This is a genomic window from Hymenobacter psychrophilus (assembly GCF_900107135.1).
Lineage (GTDB): Bacteria > Bacteroidota > Bacteroidia > Cytophagales > Hymenobacteraceae > Hymenobacter > Hymenobacter psychrophilus.
On record NZ_FNOV01000003.1, the window covers coordinates 214,081 to 232,502 of the forward strand.

Consider the following 18,422-nt stretch of genomic DNA (forward strand, 5'->3'; position numbering starts at 1 on the left):
GAATATTAATGCAATTGAACATGATTCCTGATTTTATAAGCAGCAAAGCTATTGTTGTAGTAATAATAAGTATAGTAGCTATTGCAAATTACTATCTATTTGTCAGGCATGAACAATTCGACGATTTCTCGATATACAAAGTCAATAACCGTGATATTTTTCATAGTATTTTATATGTAATCATCACAATTACATCATTCATTTCTGTTGCCAATCATAATCGTGAAATGATAAGCAACATGCGCACAGCAGATAAGATGATTGTGAAATAATAAATTAGACATTCTGCCCATGCAAACCCGCTGGAACGCCTTAATTGCCCCAATCGTAGCTGATGCCGCCCTTCGCGACGTCACGTACCAGCAGCTCAGCACCGCCTATTCCGGCCCCGGCCGCTACTACCACAACCTGCACCATGTGCAAGCCCTGCTCGATACCGTGGAGGAGTACGCCGGTTTGGTAAAAGACCGCGAAGTGGTGGAGCTGGCCGTCTGGTTTCACGATGCGGTGTACGACTACCTGTCGTCGGAAAACGAAACCCGCAGCGCCGAGCTGGCCCGGCAGTTTCTGGTTCACACCACGCTCAGTCCTGAGCGGCAGGCGCGGGTAGCCTACCTCATAGAATGCACGGCCCACCACACCGCATCCTACGCCCCAGCCCCCGACCTGGATTTCTTCCTTGATGCCGACCTGCAAATTCTGGGGGGGGCCGAAGCTGATTACGCCGAGTACGCCCGGCAAATACGGCAGGAGTACCGCCTCATCCCCGATTTGCTCTACCGCCGCGGACGCCGCAAAGTGCTGGAGCAGCTGCTGAATACGCCCATCCTCTACCGCACCCCGGAGTTTCGGGAGCGGCTGGATGCGGCGGCTCGGCGCAATTTGCGGGCGGAGTTGGACAGGTTGTAGAAGCATATTCCCAACGTCTTGCCCTAATGGCGCACCCCCCCCCCGGCCCACCTCGCTTGATGCGCGACATTCTCCGGGAGAGGGGTGCCAGACGTGAGTTCGAGGTGGCATTGAACGCACCCCTCTCTCGGAGGATGTCGCGCATCAAGCGAGGTGGGCCGGGGGTGGGGTGCGTCGTGAGAGAGGAACCCGCGCAACGCAACGCTTTCCGGCCGCGTCCCTTACCTTCCTACCTTAACCTGCATCACCACCTATGACCCACCGCTACCTGCTGCCCTTGGCGGCGCTTCTGCTGGCCGGCACTGCCCGGGCCCAGCAGCTAGGCCCGCTCACCGTTGAGAAGATCATGCGCGACCCGGCCCAGTGGCTTGGTACCTCGCCCAGCAACATTTCCTGGGCCGAGGATGGCAAGAACCTCTACTTCAGCTGGAATCCCGAAAAGGCTCGCCGCGACTCGCTCTACCGCATCGCGCCCGGGGGTGGCGCGGCCCGTAAGGTGAGCCTGCGCGAGCAGCCCGGCCTGCCTGCCGCCGAGGGCGAGTACGACCGGCACCACGCCCGCAAGCTCTACGAAAAGGGCGGCGACATCTACCTGCTCGACCTCAAAACCCAGCGCATCCGGCGCGTTACCAACACGGCCGAGCAGGAAACCGACCCCCACTTTGCCCTCCAGGATCAAGCCATCAGCTACGCCCGCGGCGGCAACCTGTTCACCTGGGACCCCGCCACCGGCGAAACCACCCAGCGCACCGACTTCCGCAAGGGCAACCGTCCGGCCACGGGCGAGCCAACTGACAAGGGTGAAAAGTTCCTGAAAGCCCAGCAGCTGGCGTTGTTCGAGGTGTTGCGCGGCAAGGACCAGGACGCCCGCGCCCGGCAGCAGCAGCAGAAAGCCCTGGCCCGACTGCGGCCCAAGGCCATCTGGCTGGGCACCCAAACGGTGCGCAACCTGCGCCTCGCCCCCGATGGCCGCTATGTGACCTACACGCTGGCCCAGGAGCCTTCAGCCGAGAAAGTGGCCCTGGTGCCCAACTTCGTCACGGTCTCGGGCTTCACCGAAGACATCAATACCCGCACCAAGGTGGGCGCGGCCCAAACGGCCTACCAGCTGGGCCTCTACGACGTGGGCCGCGACACTACCTTCGTGCTCGGCTACAAGGAATTGCAGGGTCTCGACGAGCAGCCGGCCTACCGCAAGGAGTACCAGCTCAAAGCCCAGGCGCCTGCCCCCGCCGATTCGGCCAAGGCCGCCAAAACGGCCAAAACCACCAAGCCGGCCAATGAGCAGCGCCGGGTGGTGCCGTTCGGGCCGTTCTGGTCGCCCGACGGGCAGCACGCCTTCCTCGTCATCCGCAGCACCGACAACAAGGACCGCTGGATTGTCGGCCTCGACCCGGCCACCCAGAAAATCACGCTCCTCGACCGTCAGCACGACGACGCCTGGATCAACGGCCCCGGCATCGGCTACGACGAGGGCAACGTGGGCTGGCTGCCCGATTCGCGCCACCTCTGGTTCCAGAGCGAGGCCACCGGCTACTCCCACCTCTACACCTACGACATCAGCAGCGGCCAGAAAAAGGCCCTGACCAGCGGCCCGTTTGAAGTTCAGAAGACCCAGCTCAGCCAGGATGGTAAAATGTGGTACCTGCTGGCCAACAAAACCCACCCCGGCGAGCAGCACCTCTACCGGATGCCGGTGGCGGGCGGCGCGCTTACCCAACTCACGACCCAGGCGGGCGGCTACGACGAGGCCACGCTCTCGCCCGACGAGAAAACCTGGGCCCTGCGCTACAGCACCAGCAACACGCCCTGGGAGCTGTACACGATGGACAACAAGCCCGGCGCCAAGCTGCGCCGCCTCACTCACAGCACTACCCCCGAGTTCGAGAGCTACGCCTGGCGCCAGCCCGAGGTAATCGAGTACAAAGCCCGCGACGGGGCCGGCGTGTACGCCCGCCTCTACCGCCCCGCCAACCCGCAGGCCCAGGGTCCGGCCGTGGTATTCGTGCACGGCGCGGGCTACCTCCAGAACGCCCACAAGTGGTGGAGCAGCTACTTCCGCGAGTACATGTTCCACAATCTGTTGGTCGATAAGGGCTATACGGTGCTCGATATCGACTACCGCGGCTCGGCCGGCTACGGCCGCGACGTGCGCACGGGCATCTACCGCTACATGGGCGGCAAGGACCTCACCGACCAAGTGGACGGCGCCAAGCTCCTGACCGATAAATACGGCGTCAGCCCCCAGCGCATCGGCATTTACGGGGGCAGCTACGGCGGCTTCATCACCCTGATGGCCATGTTCACACAGCCCGACGTGTTCCAGGCCGGCGCCGCCTTGCGCTCCGTCACGGACTGGGCCCACTACAACCACGGCTACACCGACAACATCCTCAACGAGCCCTACAACGACTCGCTGGCCTACGCCCGGTCTTCGCCCATCAACTACGCCGCCGGCCTCAAAGGCCACCTGCTCATGTGCCACGGCATGGTCGATACCAACGTGCACTTCCAAGACATCGTGCGCCTGAGCCAGCGCCTCATCGAGCTGAAAAAGGAGAACTGGGAACTGGCCGTGTACCCCGTCGAGAACCACGGCTTCGTGGAGCCTTCCTCCTGGACCGACGAATACCGCCGCATCCTCAAGCTGTTCGAGGAAAACCTGAAGCCGGCCGGTGCGGCCACCGGCAGCACCGGCGGGCAGTAAGGCGCGCGTAGCTTGTAGCACGAAGCTTCCGCTTCGCGTATGGTTGCTGACTCTGTTACGGGTCGGGCGATACGCGGAGCGGAAGCTTCGTGCTACAGGCTATGATGGTCCGTCAGTCGGTATTGCGGACGTCGGCCGGGTCGGGGGCGTGTTCGAGCAGTTCGCCGGGCTGACATTCCAGCACCTGGCAAATGGCGGCCAGCGTGCTGAAGCGCACGGCCTTGGCCTTCCCGCTTTTCAGGATGGAGAGGTTGGCCAGGGTAATGCCCACGGCTTCGGCCAAGGCGCTGAGCGTCATTTTGCGGCGGGCCAGCATTACGTCGAGGTTCACAATTATCGGCATCAGACGGTAAGTTCGGCTTCCTGGTGCAATTCGACGCCGCGCCGGTAAATGAAGGCGATAATGGATAGCACGACGATTGTTATAGCGCCCGGCGAATCTCTATCCGTATTCAACAGCACATAATGGCTGAGTGGCTGCGCCATTCCGGGGGCGTAGAGCAGCGGTATACACTCGCGCACCAGCCAGTAAGCTAAATGGTGACTAAAAAAGAAGCCTATCACCAGCAACGATAGGTACCGCAGGCGGCGGGCATTGGCAGCGGTGAACGGAGTAGCGGCCGTGGCCTCGCGCAGCATTCGATACAACAGCCAGCTTCCCAGGGCATAGTACACAAACTTGAGTAGGGAAATCTGATAGTCGGTTGCGCCCAGGAAATAGAGTGCCAACCGCTTCCAGGGGCTGGGCTCGGTGTACTGTAGCCAGTGCACCTGCGTTTCGGCTACCAGTTGAAACGGTGCTATTGCATTGGTCGGTGACACCATTCGGACCGTCTGCTGCCGCGGTCGGGACAGCGAATCGAAAGCCGTCCGCTGTTTTGCTGGGTAAGTGTCAGTCGCCGGTCTTTTAGTTTTGCGGTCCAGCGCGCCCAGCAGAAAGAACTCGTGCGGCTTGCGCGTATCCAGCCGCAGCTTCACCACCTAATCATCTCCGGCTACCTGAAAGCTGCCGAAGACCAGAACAATCATCATCAGCGAGGCCAGGAAAGCAAAAGTGCCCGCCAATAGCCGACCGACATTGAGGGGGGAGATTATCGTAAGTAGTTTCATGTAGCAGATAGCAGTTTAGCCCAGAGGTGGACAAATGTAGTATATTTATTGATAAACAATATATAATTATTGAAAAGGGAAAATTATATAATGATAAGCAATGAATTTTCGGTTTGATTTTCAGTGCGATATAGTCAGTGAGAATTGTACCCGCGAGTAAGAACCCGCTCTGGCACCCCAGCAGTAGCAGTTGTACTATTGCTCCTCTCATTCCTTCAAGCCCAAAATGTCGCCGTTAATCAGCCGCCTCATCCGCTATACCTTGCTGATACTGGTAGCTACGGTCTCGTTCTGGTTCTCGCCGGCGCCGCTCACCGAGCACGAGTACTGCGGCACCTACCTGCACCTGAACTCCTTTGCTGGCTTTACGGCCAACTGCGACGGGTTTGAGTTTATGGAAAGCGCCCGTTACCCCAGCCGGTTGCTGGCGCCGCGGGCCGTGCGCCAGTCGCGGCCGCTGTACGTGCTGCTGGGTACGTCCGTGGGCTATCCGGCCAGCTGGGCATTACGGGGCCTGGAAGCCGGCGGGTTGCTGCCGTCCGCCGTGGTGGCCAAACTGCCGGCCAAGTATCAGCCGCTGCTCGGTTTTTATATCGGCTATGTGCTGCTGAATTTCGGGCTGTTGCTGGGGGCCATGCTGCTGTTACGGCATCTGTACTACCGCCTCACGGCCGGCCGGGGCCAACCGCTGGTGCTGGCCGCGTTGCTGGTGTTTCCGGTGTCGAACCAGGTTACCAAGGCTTTTTTCTGGACGGTGCATCAGCAGATGTTTACGCTGCTGGTGCCGCTGGCGCTACTCTGGTTGGCGTTGCAGTTGCGCGAACGGGCCCGCTGGCGGACGGCCTTACCCATTTTGGCACTACTGGGCGGCGGGCTGGCGCTACTTTACGGCAGCTTCGTGCTGGTGCTGCCCGTGCTGCTGTACGGCCTATGGCTGAAACGCCCGGAGACGTCCACCCCAAAACTGCTGGAGCAGGCGCTGGGGCTGATAATACTGTTCACGCTACCCACGCTGCTCTGGATAGGGCTGCTGAAGCTGCGCGGCGTGGCCTACTACAACCACGAGGCCGAAACTTACCAGCAACTGGTGTGGCTGCGGGGCCTGTGGCAGCAGCCGCTCCCCAGTTTTCTGACGCAGGTGGGGGCCAACCTGGCGCGGTTCGGGGCCACGCTGCCGGCCATTGCGCCTTTCCTGGCCGCTACACTGGTGGCCGGGTGGTGGCTCCGGACAGCCAAACCACGGCAACCGCCCGTACCGATTGAGCTACCGGGTCTGTTGGGGCTGCTAGGGGGCTTCCTGGCCGCGCTGGGCTATTACCAGGAGCGCCTCACGTTTGCGCTGGTGCCGCTACTGCTGCTGGTAGTGGCGCTGGCGTTGGCCCGTCGGCCACCGGGCCGTTGCGGCACCGTGCTGCTGCTGGCCGCAGCCCTGGGCTGGCACGTCTGGCAGGTGCTCAGCTACGGGCCGTTTTCCTGATGCTGTACAGGCAGTCGGGTACGCCCTATATGCCTGCAGATGTGAGGAGTGGCGAAGTTAAAGCAAACCGCTAGGTTTAGGCATCCTTTCCCCTTTTCCTTCTTTATATGAGCGCACTCTACTACCAACCTTCCGGCCGCTTCACTGTGGGCGGCATCATCCTGTTATTGCTGGGGGGCCTGCTGGCCGCCGTGCCGCTGGCCTTGGCCTACATCTACGGAGTATGGTACATCCCTTTTATCTACCTCAATTTCTTCTTTACCCTGATTTTTGCGGGGCTGTTGGGCTGGGTGCTGCAGAAGCTGGTGCGGGCCGGCCGCATCCGCAACCCCACTCTGGCCGGGCTACTGGGTGCGCTGGTGGGCATATGGGCCTGGTACGTGCAGTGGTGCGTGTACATCACGCTGCTGGCCGGCTCGGGCGAAGTCGAGAAGTTTGGCAGCAGTTTCTCGGTAGCTCACACGGCCTTCGAGTTCGAGGCCTTTCTGTACTACCTGACCAATCCCGGCGAAGTGCTGAGCATTCTGCCTGCCCTGGCCGAAAACGGTACCTGGAGTATCTCCAAACTGGTCGTGAGTGGTGTGTTGCTGTACCTGGTCTGGCTGGCTGAGTTTGTGATTATCGTCGTCATCAACTGGTTTATGCCCCGTAGCGAAGCCCGGCACCCCTACTCAGAAATGGCCGGCCAATGGGCCGAAAAAGTCACCCTGCCCCGCCAAGCCGCCCATTTTGCCGATCCTACCGCCACCCGCACCGCCCTCGAAACTGCCGACTGGAACCACCTGCAACTCCGCCCCGCCGAACTCTCGGATACAGCCTCGCACGGCCGCCTGCACTTCTATCGGGCCCCAGCCGACCTGGACTGCTGCTACCTCTCGCTCGAAAATGTCGCCTTTGAGCTGGATAAAGATGGTAAGTCGACCGAAAAAACCACCGACGTGCTCGAGTACCTGCGCGTGCCGCCCCAGGCTTTCCAGGAGCTAAATGCCCGCTTCAGCGCCGCCGAGGAGCTGCGGCAGAAGCCAGCTGACGCCTGAGCCACTACAGACGACGTTTACCGGTTGGTTAGCCCCGGCAAAACAGAATATTAGCAGATGAGCTACCGCTGAACGAATATAACCCCAACGGGGCGACACCAATCATTCCACAGATTGTGTCGCCTCGTTGGGGCTTTTGATGTGGGGGCACGGATGATTTCTGCCACTCTGCAGCCCCATTACGGCTACACTGCCAATGGTTCGGATAACCAGTCAGCTAGCCTACAGTTGCTTTATGAAACCCAGGCCCGAGTAGGCGTGGCCGTTCACGTTCAGCCCCTGCACCGGAAATACCGCTAGGCCGGTGCGACTGGTAGTTTTGTGCAGTTGCGGCACCAAAATACCCACTGCCGCACCTACCGTGTAGCCCACAATGTTATCGGACAGAAAGTGCTTCCCGGCTTTGAGGCGGAAATAGCCCGTGGCAGCCGGCACCAGCGCCGCCGCGCCCCACACGAAGGGCCGGGCCGCCGAGCCGGGGTTGAAATCGTGGTACACCTTGGCGGCGAAGAAAGTAGCTGCCGCCGTATTGGCGGTGTGGCCGGCAAAAAATGAGTTGGTAGCAATGTTACCGGTTCGCTTCTCAGAGTCGCCCTCGGGGCCGTAGAGATAGGGGCGGTAGCGGTACACGTTGCCGGCCGTAAGCGTAAAGGCAGCATTGGAGGCGGCCATAGTCTGCAGATACAGCCCCAGCACCTGCCCGTAACGGTTGCGCACGTCGCTATCCAGCGCCAGCAGGCCCGGCGCCAGCAGCAGCGTCGGATACACGATAAAGTCGCTGGCGGTCTGGGCACGGCTGCTGTAGTTGCCGGCCGAAAACCGGTCGAATTTGGGCACATCCTGCTTATTAAGGGCGGCCAGCCCAGCCAGGTCCAGGCCGTTCTTCTTGGAAATCAGCAGCAGCCCCAGGCCACTGAGTGCCCCCAGGCCCGCCGTAACGGGTGCATCGACGCTGAATTGAGTACGGTAAGGTGAGCGGGGCCGCTGGGCCTGTGCATCGGCCAGGGGCAGCAGCGGCAACAGTAGTAGTGGGGTAAAGCGTTTCTTCATGGACGGGGTAGAGCAGTAGCGGAAAAAGGGTACTGATCAGCTAAACGAAAACGCTGCCTGGCGGTTGAGGTTCTCTTGCGCAACTACCCACCAAGTTTGGCGGCCGATGGCTGGTATCAACCACCGGAAATCTTGTAGCTTTGCGGCCCTGCCCGGCCAATTGCCGGCGTGGGGCAGGGGCTACCGGCCTCTCGCGTACTTCTACCCTTCTTAGCTGATGCCCTACCTGTTCACTTCCGAATCCGTTTCGGAAGGCCACCCGGATAAAGTAGCCGACCAGATTTCCGATGCTATCCTCGACGAGTACCTGCGCCAGGACCCCGCCGCCAAGGTGGCCTGCGAAACGCTGGTAACCACTGATTTTGCCCTTGTGGCCGGTGAAATAAAGTCAACGGCACACGTAGATGCCGAGCCCATCATCCGCGAGGTTATACGCCGCATCGGCTACAACAAGCCCGAATACCTGTTCAACGCCGACACCTGCGAGGTGATGAACCGCCTGCACGCGCAGTCGCCCGACATCAATCAGGGCGTGGTACGCGCTACTGCCGAGGAGCAGGGCGCCGGCGACCAGGGCATGATGTTCGGTTACGCCACCCGCGAAACGGCCAACTACATGCCCCTGGCCCTCGACCTGTCGCACCGCCTGCTGCGCGAGTTGTCGGCTATCCGCAAGGAAGGCCGCGAGATGACTTACCTGCGCCCCGACGCCAAAAGCCAGGTTACCATTCGCTACGCCGACGACAATACGCCCGAGGCTATTGAAACCATCGTGGTCAGCACCCAGCACGACGAATTCGACGCCGACGAGGACACGATGCTGCGCCGCATCGAGCAGGATATCAAAACCATCCTCATCCCCCGCGTGAAGGCTCAGCTCGACGCCAACACCCAGGCGCTATTTACCGACAGCATCATCCACCACATCAACCCCACGGGTAAGTTCGTTATCGGCGGCCCTCACGGTGACTCGGGCCTGACAGGCCGCAAAATCATCGTAGACACTTACGGCGGCAAGGGTGCTCACGGTGGCGGCGCCTTCTCGGGCAAAGATTCGAGCAAGGTTGACCGCTCGGCGGCCTACGCGGCCCGTCACATCGCCAAAAACCTGGTAGCAGCCGGCGTAGCCGACCAGGTACTGGTGCAGGTGGCCTATGCCATTGGTGTGGCCGAGCCGGTGGGCGTGTTCGTAACTACCTACGGCACCACCCAAGCCACCAACGGCAGCGGCGAAAAGCTCACCGATGGCCAGATTGCCCGGAAAGTGCAGAGCTTGTTCGACCTGCGCCCCTACGCCATCGTGCAGCGCTTGGGACTGCAGAATCCTATTTTCGCCGAGTCGGCTGCCTATGGCCACATGGGCCGCGAGGCCGGTACCAAGCAGGTACAAATGCCCGACGGCAGCACCAAAACCGTTGAAACCTTTACCTGGGAAAAGCTCGACTACGTGGACAGAATTAAGGCCGAGTTCGGTCTGTAAACTGTTTGCTTAACCCGCAAAAAGCCCCGCCTGATTCGTCAGGCGGGGCTTTTTGTATTGTGGGCTGGCAGTTATTAACGCAGCTCTAGTAGTTCACCAGCTTCTCCTTATGCTTCACCAGCTGACGGCGCATGGCCTCGTAGCAGGCATCGGTAGCGGCTTCAAAAGTAGGGGCATCTTCCTCGCAGAACAGCGTGTTGCCGGGCACCATCAGCTTGATTTCTACAGTCTTGTTGGCAATCCCGTCTTTGTTATTGACTTTTAGAATGACCTCGCCCTCCGTAATGCGGTCGAAGAAGGTTTCGAGCTTGTTGAGGCGTTGCTGAATGAAATCGAGCAGGGGCTGGCCGGCGTCAAAATGCACCGAGTTGATCTGTACTTTCATCGACTAGGGGGTTAATGGTAAACAATAAACCAATCAGGCCTTGGGGTGGGCCTTCTCGAAAACGGACTTCAATCGGTCGATACTCAGGTGAGTGTACACCTGCGTGGCAGCTAAGTTGGCGTGTCCGAGCAATTCTTTAATGGCATTCAAATCAGCTCCTTTACCCAACAGATGCGTGGCGAAGGAGTGGCGTAACACGTGCGGATGCTGCTGGCCCGAAGCCGTGGTTATCTGACTCAGATAATGCTTCACGGTGCGGTAAACCAACTTTTCGTACAGCGGCTCGCCTTTATCCGTAACGAGAAGTGGGCCGGTGGTGTTGCCGCCATTACCGAACTCGTGCCGCTGCCGGGCTATATATTGCTCCAGCACCCGTACTAAGCTGGGGTTGAGCGGCACTACTCGCTGCTTGTTGCCCTTGCCCGTTACGCGCACTGTACCGCCGGGCAAGCTCAAATCAGCCGGCCGAATGCCCATCAATTCCGAGAGGCGCATGCCAGTACCGTAGAGCAACTCCAGAATCAGCTGGTCGCGGGCCCCGCCAAAGGTGTCCGGAAAGGCGAAGGAGTTGAGCAGGTGGTTCAGGCTCTCCTCGGGCACAAAATCGGGCAGTTTCTTGGCCGTTTTGGGCGAGGTGATGCGCAGCATCGGGTTCTTTTGCACATCCCCGGTGCGCAACAGGTAACTGTAGTAGGAGCGCAGGCAGGCAATTTTCCGGTTCACAGTGCGCGGGTCGAGCTGCTGCTGCATCAACTCTACTACCCAGGAACGGATGAGCGTGTGGTCGGCCTTGGTGGGGTCGTCGAGTTCGTAGGTAGCCTTGAGAAATCCGCTGAACTGCCGCAAATCCGTTTGGTACGATACTACCGTGTGTGGGCTGTACCGCTTCTCGAAGCGTAGGTAATCGAAAAACAGCTCCATAAACAAGCAACAACTAGAGGCTAGATAGCCAATGTAGGCAATTCAACTCAGCAAACAAACCGACCGGCCGAAACGCGAGAAACCCGGCTGATTCGCTTAGAGGAGCGAATCAGCCGGGTTGCATGACGCGGGTAGCAGCTAAGCCGCTAACCGAGCTCTACTTGGGGTCAGCATCAGGACCGTAAGTAGAAAGCTTGTAGATGGCCTTCTGCTTCTGCTTGCGGTTGGTGATGGAAGGTTTTTGGAAGAAAGTGCGACGACGCAGTTCCTTCAGAACGCCGGTGCGCTCGAACTTCTTCTTGAAGCGCTTGAGTGCGCGGTCAACCGACTCGTTTTCTTTGATTTGGACGATGAGCATATCAGCAGTGAACTTGGAAAATCAACTATGAAGGGCCGCAAAGATAAGGAACCCTCTGTAATAATCAATCACGGCTTGCACTGATTTTTCGCTGACTGGAATGACGTTACGCTACCGGGCTTCCAGTTATTGGGGGTATATAACCTAGCCAGCTATAAAATCAACCTGAACCTTAGGTGGCCCAAACCAGCGTATTCAGCGAAAAAATCAACGCAAACAGTGCTTTACTTCAGAATGGCCCGGGCAATAACGAGCTTCTGAATTTCGGAGGTGCCTTCGCCAATGGTGCAGAGTTTGGCGTCGCGGTAGTACTTCTCGGCCGGGTAATCTTTGGTATAGCCGTAGCCGCCAAAAATCTGCACGCCCTCGTTGGCTACGCGTACGCTCACCTCGGAGGCATACAGCTTGGCCATGGCCGACTCCAGGTTTACATTCAGGCCGCGGTCCTTCATATCGGCGGCGCGGTAGGTGAGTAGCGAAGCCGCTTCAATTTCGGTAGCCATATCAGCCAGCTTAAAGCTGATAGCCTGGAAGTTGCTGATTGGCTGGTTGAACTGGTGACGCTCTTTGGAATACTGCAGCGCAGCCTCATACGCTCCCTGGGCAATACCAAGGCTCAGGGCCGCAATACTGATGCGGCCACCGTCGAGCACCTTAAGCGACTGCACGAAACCGTCGCCTACTTTGCCAATTACGTTTTCCTTAGGCACCCGGCAGTCGGTGAAAATTAGCTCGGTGGTTTCCGAAGCCCGCATGCCCAGCTTGTCTTCCTTACGACCAGCTGCAAAACCGGGCGTACCCCGCTCCACGATAAAGGCCGTCATGCCCCGCGAGTCGCCTACCTCGCCCGTACGGGCAATTACAACGGCCACGTTACCGGATTTGCCGTGGGTGATAAAGTTTTTGGCCCCGTTGAGCACGTAATAGTCGCCATCTTCAACGGCCACGGTACGCATGTTGCCGGCATCAGAGCCCGTGTTAGGCTCCGTCAGCCCCCAGGCCCCGATCCACTCGCCCGAAGCCAGCTTGGGCAAATACTTGTGCTTCTGCTCCTCGGAGGCATGCTGCAGAATGTGGCCGGTGCAAAGCGAGTTGTGGGCGGCCATGCTCAAACCAATGCTACCGTCAATCTTGGACAGTTCAGCAATGGCCGTTACATACTCCACGTAGCCAAAACCGGCCCCACCGTATTCCTGTGGCACGAGTACGCCCATCAGGCCCAGTTCGCCGAGCTTATGGAATACCTCCTTTGGGAATTCCTGCGACTCATCCCATTCCATCATGCGGGGCTTGATGTGCTGGGCGCCAAAGTCGCGCACCATCTGGGCAATCATGGTTTGATTTTCGGTAGCTACCAGTTCCATAAGTAAGGGGTGGGTGGGGTGTTTGAAAGAAGTCGGGCGGGACTGATACAACCAGTAAAGCCCAACTTTGGGTTTGCAAAAGTACGATTTTACACCCGGCTCTGCCAGTACAGGATTCTGACTAGAAAGCCCTTCGATTTTGATAGGCCCGGTTTATTCGGTTTCTTTGATGGTTCTTAAACAAATACTATCCGGCTAGAGCGGAGTATTTTGTTTGATTTTTTCATTTGAACCCGGCCTGAGCCGGTTTGCATGCCTCACTCCCTGCTTCGTCGCCTCCTAACGCTTTGGCTGCTGTGCCTCCCGGCCGCACTATGGCTAGGTTCCTGCTCCGCTGCCCGCGTACATCAGCAAAATATTCTGTTCCGTACCGACGGAGCCGGCCGCATAGATACAGCCCGGCTACGCGACGTAGTAAACCGGGCCGAACGCAATTACATTATTCAACCCAACGACTACATCGAGGTGCGGGTGTATACCAACGAAGGCGAACGAATCCTCGATCCTAATGGGGAGTTGCAATTTGGTATTCAGGGTGCCGCTGGTGGAGTCGGTGGAAATGCAGGTGCCGGCCGCTCGGCAGGTACAGGCGTTGCTGGCGGCCGCCAGCAGCAGGGCCAAGGCCAAGGCCAGCAGCAGAACCAGCAGGGCTACAATGTATTTTTGGTGCAGCACGATGGTGTAGTACGCCTACCAATGGTGAACTACCAGCGTTTGGCTGGCCTGAGTTTGCTGCAGGCCGACAGTCTGTTACAGATCAAATACACCGAATTCTACAAAGGTGTATTTGTGGCCACGCGGGTAACTAACAACCGTATTTTTGTACTCGGGGCCACTTCCGGGGGCTCGGGCCAGGTCATTCAGATGTCCAACGACAATATGAATCTGCTGGAGGTACTGGCCACGGCCGGCGGTATCGACGGGGCTTTTGTGGGTACTACGGCCACCGGCCGGGCCGGCCGCGCCGACAATATCCGTCTGATCCGGGGCAGTCTTAAAAATCCCCAAGTCCAGATTATTAATCTGACGACGATTGATGGTATGCGCCGGGCCAACCTGCAGGTGGAACCCAACGATATTATTTATGTTGAACCCATCCGTCGGCCTTTCTATGAAGGCCTGCAGGATATTACACCTTTATTTGCCATCGTTAGCAGTATCACGTCTATTGTGACAACTGTTTTTCTGATCCAAGAAATAAACCGGAGGAGCAATCAGTAAGTGCTACGCTTTTTCCTGAAATTCAAATAGATGGCAGCAAAAGAAGACGCGGAACTGGAAGAACTGATCCGCAACGCCGGAAGAGAATCGGAGGAGCAGGAAGATGGCGGTGGCCTCGATCTAACTACTCTTCTGGCAGTGGCTCGCAAGAGCTTGCCCTGGATGGTATTGCTTATTGGCCTGGGCCTTACGGCCGCGTGGCTTTTTCTGCGCTACACTCCGCCACTCTACAAATCCACTTCTACACTCAAGATTGACGAAAAGACGGAGGCCGGTGTACTAGGCCTAGGTGGCCTGGGCGCGGCTGTAGAGCAGAAGCAGAGCCTCAACAAGCTGTCGGGCGAAATTGAATTGATTAAGTCTGACATCATTTACCGCCGTCTCAACGACTCGCTAGCCCTTGACGTGAATTACTACGTGCAGGGAACAGTACTGGAAACCGAAATCTACGGCATTTCACCCTTCGAGGTGAGCTACCAAGCTACTGCTGATGCAACTTTCGACCAGAAGCTGGCTTTACGGTTCCTCTCGCCCACTACTTTCGAACTGACGCTGCCCGAGCAACTGGGGGGGGGCGAACAACAGCACTCGTTCGGCCAGCCCTTCACCGTAGCCGGCTTCCGCCTAACGGTGCGCCCGACCCGGGAGTATAGTCCGGAGGCCCTCGACGGCGAGTATTCTTTTATGATTAACAGTCCGGGGGCACTGAGTAATTACTTCAACACTAACTTATTGGTTGACATCGTAAACGTAGATGCCAATACCATCAGCATCTCGTTTACTGACCATAATCCGGCTAAAGCCCGCGACATTGTAGATGCCGTAGACGCGGTATATTTAGAAGAGAAGCTGGTGCGCAAACGCGAACAGTCGGCTCGGGCACTGCGCTATATCAACGAGCAGCTAAGCAACAACAACGAGAGCCTTGGTCAGGCGGAGGAAAATATGCAGTCCTTCGTGAAGCGTACCGGCTCCTACGATGTAAAGGGGGAGGTAGGTACGATAACTGGTTTGCTTCAGGAACTGGAGGTGGAGCGGGCCAAACTACAGGAGCAGGGCGAGATGATGGGCGACGTAGGACGACTCTTACAGCAAGAGCAGTTAACGACCCGCGCTGATGGCGACGTAATGCAGAGCATTCCAGCCTTAGCTGAAGTAAAGGATGGGCAACTAGTGCAGCGCATTACAGAGCTGAGCGATGCCCAACTCGACCTGAAGCGGGCCTTGCTTTCCTATCAGCCGGGGGCAACTGTAGCTATGCAGATAAAGGAGCAGAGCATTGCTGATCTTAAGAAGATCGTCCGCCAATTGCTTCGCAAAAACCAGCAGTTGCTCAAGGCACAGGAAGCCAAGCTGCTGGGAAAACGAGCTGAGTTGGAGACTAAGCTTCGCTCCTTACCCGACAAGTACACCGAGCAGGCCCGCCTGCAGCGTCCGCTGGAGCTGTACGAGAAATATAACCTGCTGATGATGGATAAGCAGATGGAATTCGGCATTTCGATGGCCGGCGCCACCGCCGATTTCCAAGTGCTTTCACCAGCCTCGCCAGCTGTTCCAATTTCACCCATAAAGTTCATTATCTATGCCATCGGGCTGGCTACTGGTCTGGTGCTAGGCTTGGGGCTGATTGCCGTACGGTATTTGTTGCACAACACCGTCACCAATATCCGCGAGTTGGAGCGCAATACCAATGCCCCAGTGTTGGGCGTGATTCCAACCTACGACAAGGAGAAAATGGCCGTTTCGAAGCTGGTAGTCGACCGTAACCCAAAGTCAGCGCTATCAGAGGCTGTTCGCTCCATCCGAACCAACCTGGAGTTTATTGCTACGTCGCGGAAAAAGCGACTTATTTCGGTTACTTCAACCATTAGCGGCGAGGGCAAAACATTTGTTACGGTGAATCTAGCTGGTATTATTGCTGCCTCTGACCAACGAGTGGTAATTCTGGACTTAGACATGCGCAAACCCAAGGTGCACCTAGCTTTCGATACCGAAAACACCAAGGGTATCAGCACTATTCTTATCGAGAAGCATACTTGGCAGGACTGTGTACAGCACACTAGCATCCCCACGCTCGACTTTATCTCGGCCGGACCTACTCCGCCCAACCCCTCGGAACTGATTCTGAGCGACATGTTCGACCCATTGATTGCCGAACTGCATCAACATTACGACGTCATCATTATCGATACGCCGCCGGTGGGTTTGGTAACTGATGGCATCCTGATTATGCGCAAGGCCGATGTACCGATTTACGTCGTGCGGGCTAATTACTCCAAGAAATCGTTCCTCAAAAATATCAACAAGCTTATCCGCACCAATGGCTTTACGAAGCTGACAACCGTACTCAACGACGCCCAGACCACCGGCGGCTATGGATACGGGTATGGGTACGGCTATGGGTACGGCCAGGGCTACTACGATGAGGACAATACCGCTAAGGGCGGCTTACTGAGCCGGTTGCGTCAGCGTATATCCTAATCCAGCCTCTGCCCATGTCGTTTTTCAGCAAGCTGTTTGGCCCCTCGGCTCCGCCTGTGGCAGCCGCGTCATTGGCTACGCTAGGAGTTGACATGCACTCGCATGTGCTGCCGGGGCTCGACGATGGAGCCGAGACAATGGAACACTCGCTGGAACTATTGCGGCAGCTTCAGGACTTCGGCTACCGTAAGCTGATACTGACTCCCCACATCATGGGCGACTTCTACCGCAACACGCCCGAGGGCATCGGTGGAGCGCTGGCAGCGTTAAGGACGGCGGCAGAGGCAGCAGGCATTACAGGGCTGGAATTGGACTGCGCCGCCGAGTACTACCTCGACGAGCGTTTTGGCCGGCGTCTGGAGCAACAGGAACCGCTACTCACATTCGGAGGCGCGCGGCGGATGGTACTGTTCGAAACATCCTACATCAATGAGCCCTTCAACCTGCACGAAAGCATTTTCAATATGCAGGCGGCTGGTTACCAACCGGTGCTGGCGCATCCGGAGCGCTACACTTATCTGTATGGCCGGTTCGAGGAACTGGAACGCCTGCGTGAGCAGGGCGTGATGTTGCAAGTGAATTTAAACTCGCTGGCCGGCTATTACTCAGCCGGCGCTAAACAGGTGGCCGAAAAACTGATTGACGGCGGCCTTGTTGATCTGCTCGGCACTGACACGCACCATAGCAAGCACCTCCATACGCTGCGTACCAAAACCCTGACCACGCCGTATCTGGCCAAAGCCCTGGCCTTACCCCTGCTGAACAACACTTTGTAAGTTGACACCTGTCAGACCGTTCTATGCAACGCAACTGACAACCAGACACTGGCAATTTACCCCTGACAACATGATTCTAGTAACCGGTGGGACAGGGTTAGTAGGCAGCTTTCTGCTGGCAGAACTGAGCCGACGCGGGCTATCGGTACGCGCGATTTACCGGAGCGAAATGCCCTCCGCAGTAGCTGGGATGCAGCCGGTGGAGTGGGTGCCGGGCGACCTGCGTGACGGCCTGGGCCTGCGTTCGGCGCTGGAAGGTGTAACTCACGTATTTCATTGCGCCGGGCTGGTGTCGTACGCGCCGCAGGATGAGGAAGAGCTGTTGCGGATAAACGTAGAGGGCACGGCAAACATAGTGGACGCCTGCCTGGAGCGGCCTGGTATCCGGCTGGGCTACGTCTCTTCGGTGGCGGCGCTGGGCGGCGGCGCGGCGGCAGCCCAGCGCGAGCAGGTCACGACCGAGCCGCTCCGCATCGACGAGCAGAGCCAGTGGGATTTAGGCGCTGAGCACAATGCCTACGCAACCTCCAAATACTTGGCCGAGCTGGAAGTGTGGCGGGGCATATCGGAGGGTTTGCAGGCAGTGATGGTGAACCCGGCCGTAGTGCTGGGACCCGCCGATTGGCACCGAAGTAGCACCCGCCTCTTCCGCTACGCCTATGACGAGCACCGCTTTTACACGCCCTCCAGCCTCAACCTAGTAGACGTGCGCGATGTGGTCGAAATGCTGGCCTCGCTAACGCTCGACACCAACCGTAGCGGCGAACGATACGTGCTGAGCGCCGGCCGCTGGCCACTGGCAGAGGTGTTGGGCCTGATGGCCGCCGGTTTCGGTAAGCGTGCGCCCACAGTGGCCGTGCCGGGCTGGGCCGCCGAAACCATTTGGCGCCTCGAGCATGTTCGTTCCCTGCTTACTGGCGCACGGCCGCTCATCACCCGGGACACGGCCCGCGCTGGTCGCCGACCATTAGCGTACCAGGCCGATAAAATCCGCCACGAATTGGGCCGCGAGTTCCGACCTTTGTCGGAAACCATCCGCTGGTGCTGCCAGGAACTGGCTCAAGCTTAGGTGCGGTTGTTGTATATTCAGGGTGGGGCAGTTTCTAGCTTGAAACTACCCCTGCCCACCCCACGAAACCTGCCTTT

Annotated in this window: 16 protein-coding genes; 9 read left to right on the top strand and 7 right to left on the bottom strand. The window is 58.1% G+C overall.

The window, feature by feature from the left end; genetic code table 11:
• Nucleotides 1-291 precede the first annotated feature (291 nt).
• Nucleotides 292-909 (top strand): HD domain-containing protein, encoded by a 618-nt coding sequence (locus BLW21_RS05905; RefSeq protein ID WP_092738524.1) that lies wholly within the window; start codon nucleotides 292-294, stop codon nucleotides 907-909.
• A 253-nt stretch (nucleotides 910-1,162) separates the two neighbouring features.
• Nucleotides 1,163-3,616: a S9 family peptidase gene (locus BLW21_RS05910; protein WP_092738525.1), complete on the top strand. Its 2,454-nt coding sequence runs from the start codon at nucleotides 1,163-1,165 to the stop codon at nucleotides 3,614-3,616.
• A 112-nt stretch (nucleotides 3,617-3,728) separates the two neighbouring features.
• Here the strand turns inward: BLW21_RS05910 and BLW21_RS05915 are convergent, their stop codons facing one another.
• Nucleotides 3,729-3,959 carry a helix-turn-helix domain-containing protein gene (locus BLW21_RS05915; protein ID WP_092738526.1) on the bottom strand — a complete coding sequence of 77 codons (231 nt, stop codon included), beginning with the start codon at nucleotides 3,957-3,959 and terminating at the stop codon, nucleotides 3,729-3,731.
• Entirely contained in the window at nucleotides 3,959-4,594 is a 636-nt protein-coding gene (locus BLW21_RS05920; RefSeq protein WP_139255096.1) for a DUF2975 domain-containing protein, read from the bottom strand. Before BLW21_RS05920 ends, BLW21_RS05915 begins: the two co-directional genes overlap by 1 nt.
• Before the next feature lie 358 nt (nucleotides 4,595-4,952).
• Here BLW21_RS05920 and BLW21_RS05925 point away from each other — a divergent pair, with 358 nt between their 5' ends.
• Both BLW21_RS05925 and BLW21_RS05930 read left to right on the top strand, forming a co-directional pair.
• Nucleotides 4,953-6,203 carry a hypothetical protein gene (locus tag BLW21_RS05925; RefSeq protein ID WP_092738528.1) on the top strand — a complete coding sequence of 417 codons (1,251 nt, stop codon included), beginning with the start codon at nucleotides 4,953-4,955 and terminating at the stop codon, nucleotides 6,201-6,203.
• Nucleotides 6,204-6,310: 107 nt separating this feature from the next.
• Nucleotides 6,311-7,240 (top strand): hypothetical protein, encoded by a 930-nt coding sequence (locus tag BLW21_RS05930; protein ID WP_092738529.1) that lies wholly within the window; start codon nucleotides 6,311-6,313, stop codon nucleotides 7,238-7,240.
• Between the two features lie 222 nt (nucleotides 7,241-7,462).
• Here the strand turns inward: BLW21_RS05930 and BLW21_RS05935 are convergent, their stop codons facing one another.
• Nucleotides 7,463-8,290: a phosphatase PAP2 family protein gene (locus BLW21_RS05935; protein ID WP_092738530.1), complete on the bottom strand. Its 828-nt coding sequence runs from the start codon at nucleotides 8,288-8,290 to the stop codon at nucleotides 7,463-7,465.
• 217 nt (nucleotides 8,291-8,507) lie between these two features.
• On the opposite strand from BLW21_RS05935, the gene metK reads away from it, so the two are divergent.
• Nucleotides 8,508-9,770 (top strand): methionine adenosyltransferase, encoded by a 1,263-nt coding sequence (gene metK, locus BLW21_RS05940; RefSeq protein WP_092738531.1) that lies wholly within the window; start codon nucleotides 8,508-8,510, stop codon nucleotides 9,768-9,770.
• A gap of 85 nt (nucleotides 9,771-9,855) precedes the next feature.
• Here the strand turns inward: metK and hpf are convergent, their stop codons facing one another.
• From hpf to BLW21_RS05960, 4 genes are all read right to left on the bottom strand, one after another.
• On the bottom strand, nucleotides 9,856-10,155 hold the full coding sequence (gene hpf / locus BLW21_RS05945) for a ribosome hibernation-promoting factor, HPF/YfiA family (protein WP_092738532.1): 300 nt from the start codon (nucleotides 10,153-10,155) through the stop codon (nucleotides 9,856-9,858).
• Nucleotides 10,156-10,188: 33 nt separating this feature from the next.
• A complete protein-coding gene (locus BLW21_RS05950; protein WP_092738533.1) occupies nucleotides 10,189-11,076 on the bottom strand; it encodes a tyrosine-type recombinase/integrase in 888 nt (295 codons plus the stop codon).
• Between the two features lie 157 nt (nucleotides 11,077-11,233).
• The gene (gene rpsU, locus BLW21_RS05955) at nucleotides 11,234-11,434 is read right to left on the bottom strand and encodes a 30S ribosomal protein S21 (protein WP_019946232.1); all 201 of its coding nucleotides are present in this window, start codon (nucleotides 11,432-11,434) and stop codon (nucleotides 11,234-11,236) included.
• 224 nt (nucleotides 11,435-11,658) lie between these two features.
• On the bottom strand, nucleotides 11,659-12,798 hold the full coding sequence (locus tag BLW21_RS05960) for an acyl-CoA dehydrogenase (protein ID WP_092738534.1): 1,140 nt from the start codon (nucleotides 12,796-12,798) through the stop codon (nucleotides 11,659-11,661).
• 252 nt (nucleotides 12,799-13,050) lie between these two features.
• Between BLW21_RS05960 and BLW21_RS05965 the strand changes: the two genes are divergently transcribed.
• The 4 genes from BLW21_RS05965 (at nucleotide 13,051) to BLW21_RS05980 (ending at nucleotide 18,345) form a co-directional block, all read left to right on the top strand.
• Nucleotides 13,051-14,019 (top strand): polysaccharide biosynthesis/export family protein, encoded by a 969-nt coding sequence (locus tag BLW21_RS05965; protein ID WP_092738535.1) that lies wholly within the window; start codon nucleotides 13,051-13,053, stop codon nucleotides 14,017-14,019.
• Between the two features lie 30 nt (nucleotides 14,020-14,049).
• Nucleotides 14,050-16,500 carry a GumC family protein gene (locus BLW21_RS05970; RefSeq protein WP_092738536.1) on the top strand — a complete coding sequence of 817 codons (2,451 nt, stop codon included), beginning with the start codon at nucleotides 14,050-14,052 and terminating at the stop codon, nucleotides 16,498-16,500.
• Nucleotides 16,501-16,514: 14 nt separating this feature from the next.
• The gene (locus BLW21_RS05975; RefSeq protein WP_092738537.1) at nucleotides 16,515-17,276 is read left to right on the top strand and encodes a tyrosine-protein phosphatase; all 762 of its coding nucleotides are present in this window, start codon (nucleotides 16,515-16,517) and stop codon (nucleotides 17,274-17,276) included.
• Between the two features lie 70 nt (nucleotides 17,277-17,346).
• A complete protein-coding gene (locus BLW21_RS05980; RefSeq protein ID WP_092738538.1) occupies nucleotides 17,347-18,345 on the top strand; it encodes an NAD-dependent epimerase/dehydratase family protein in 999 nt (332 codons plus the stop codon).
• Nucleotides 18,346-18,422: the final 77 nt, after the last annotated feature.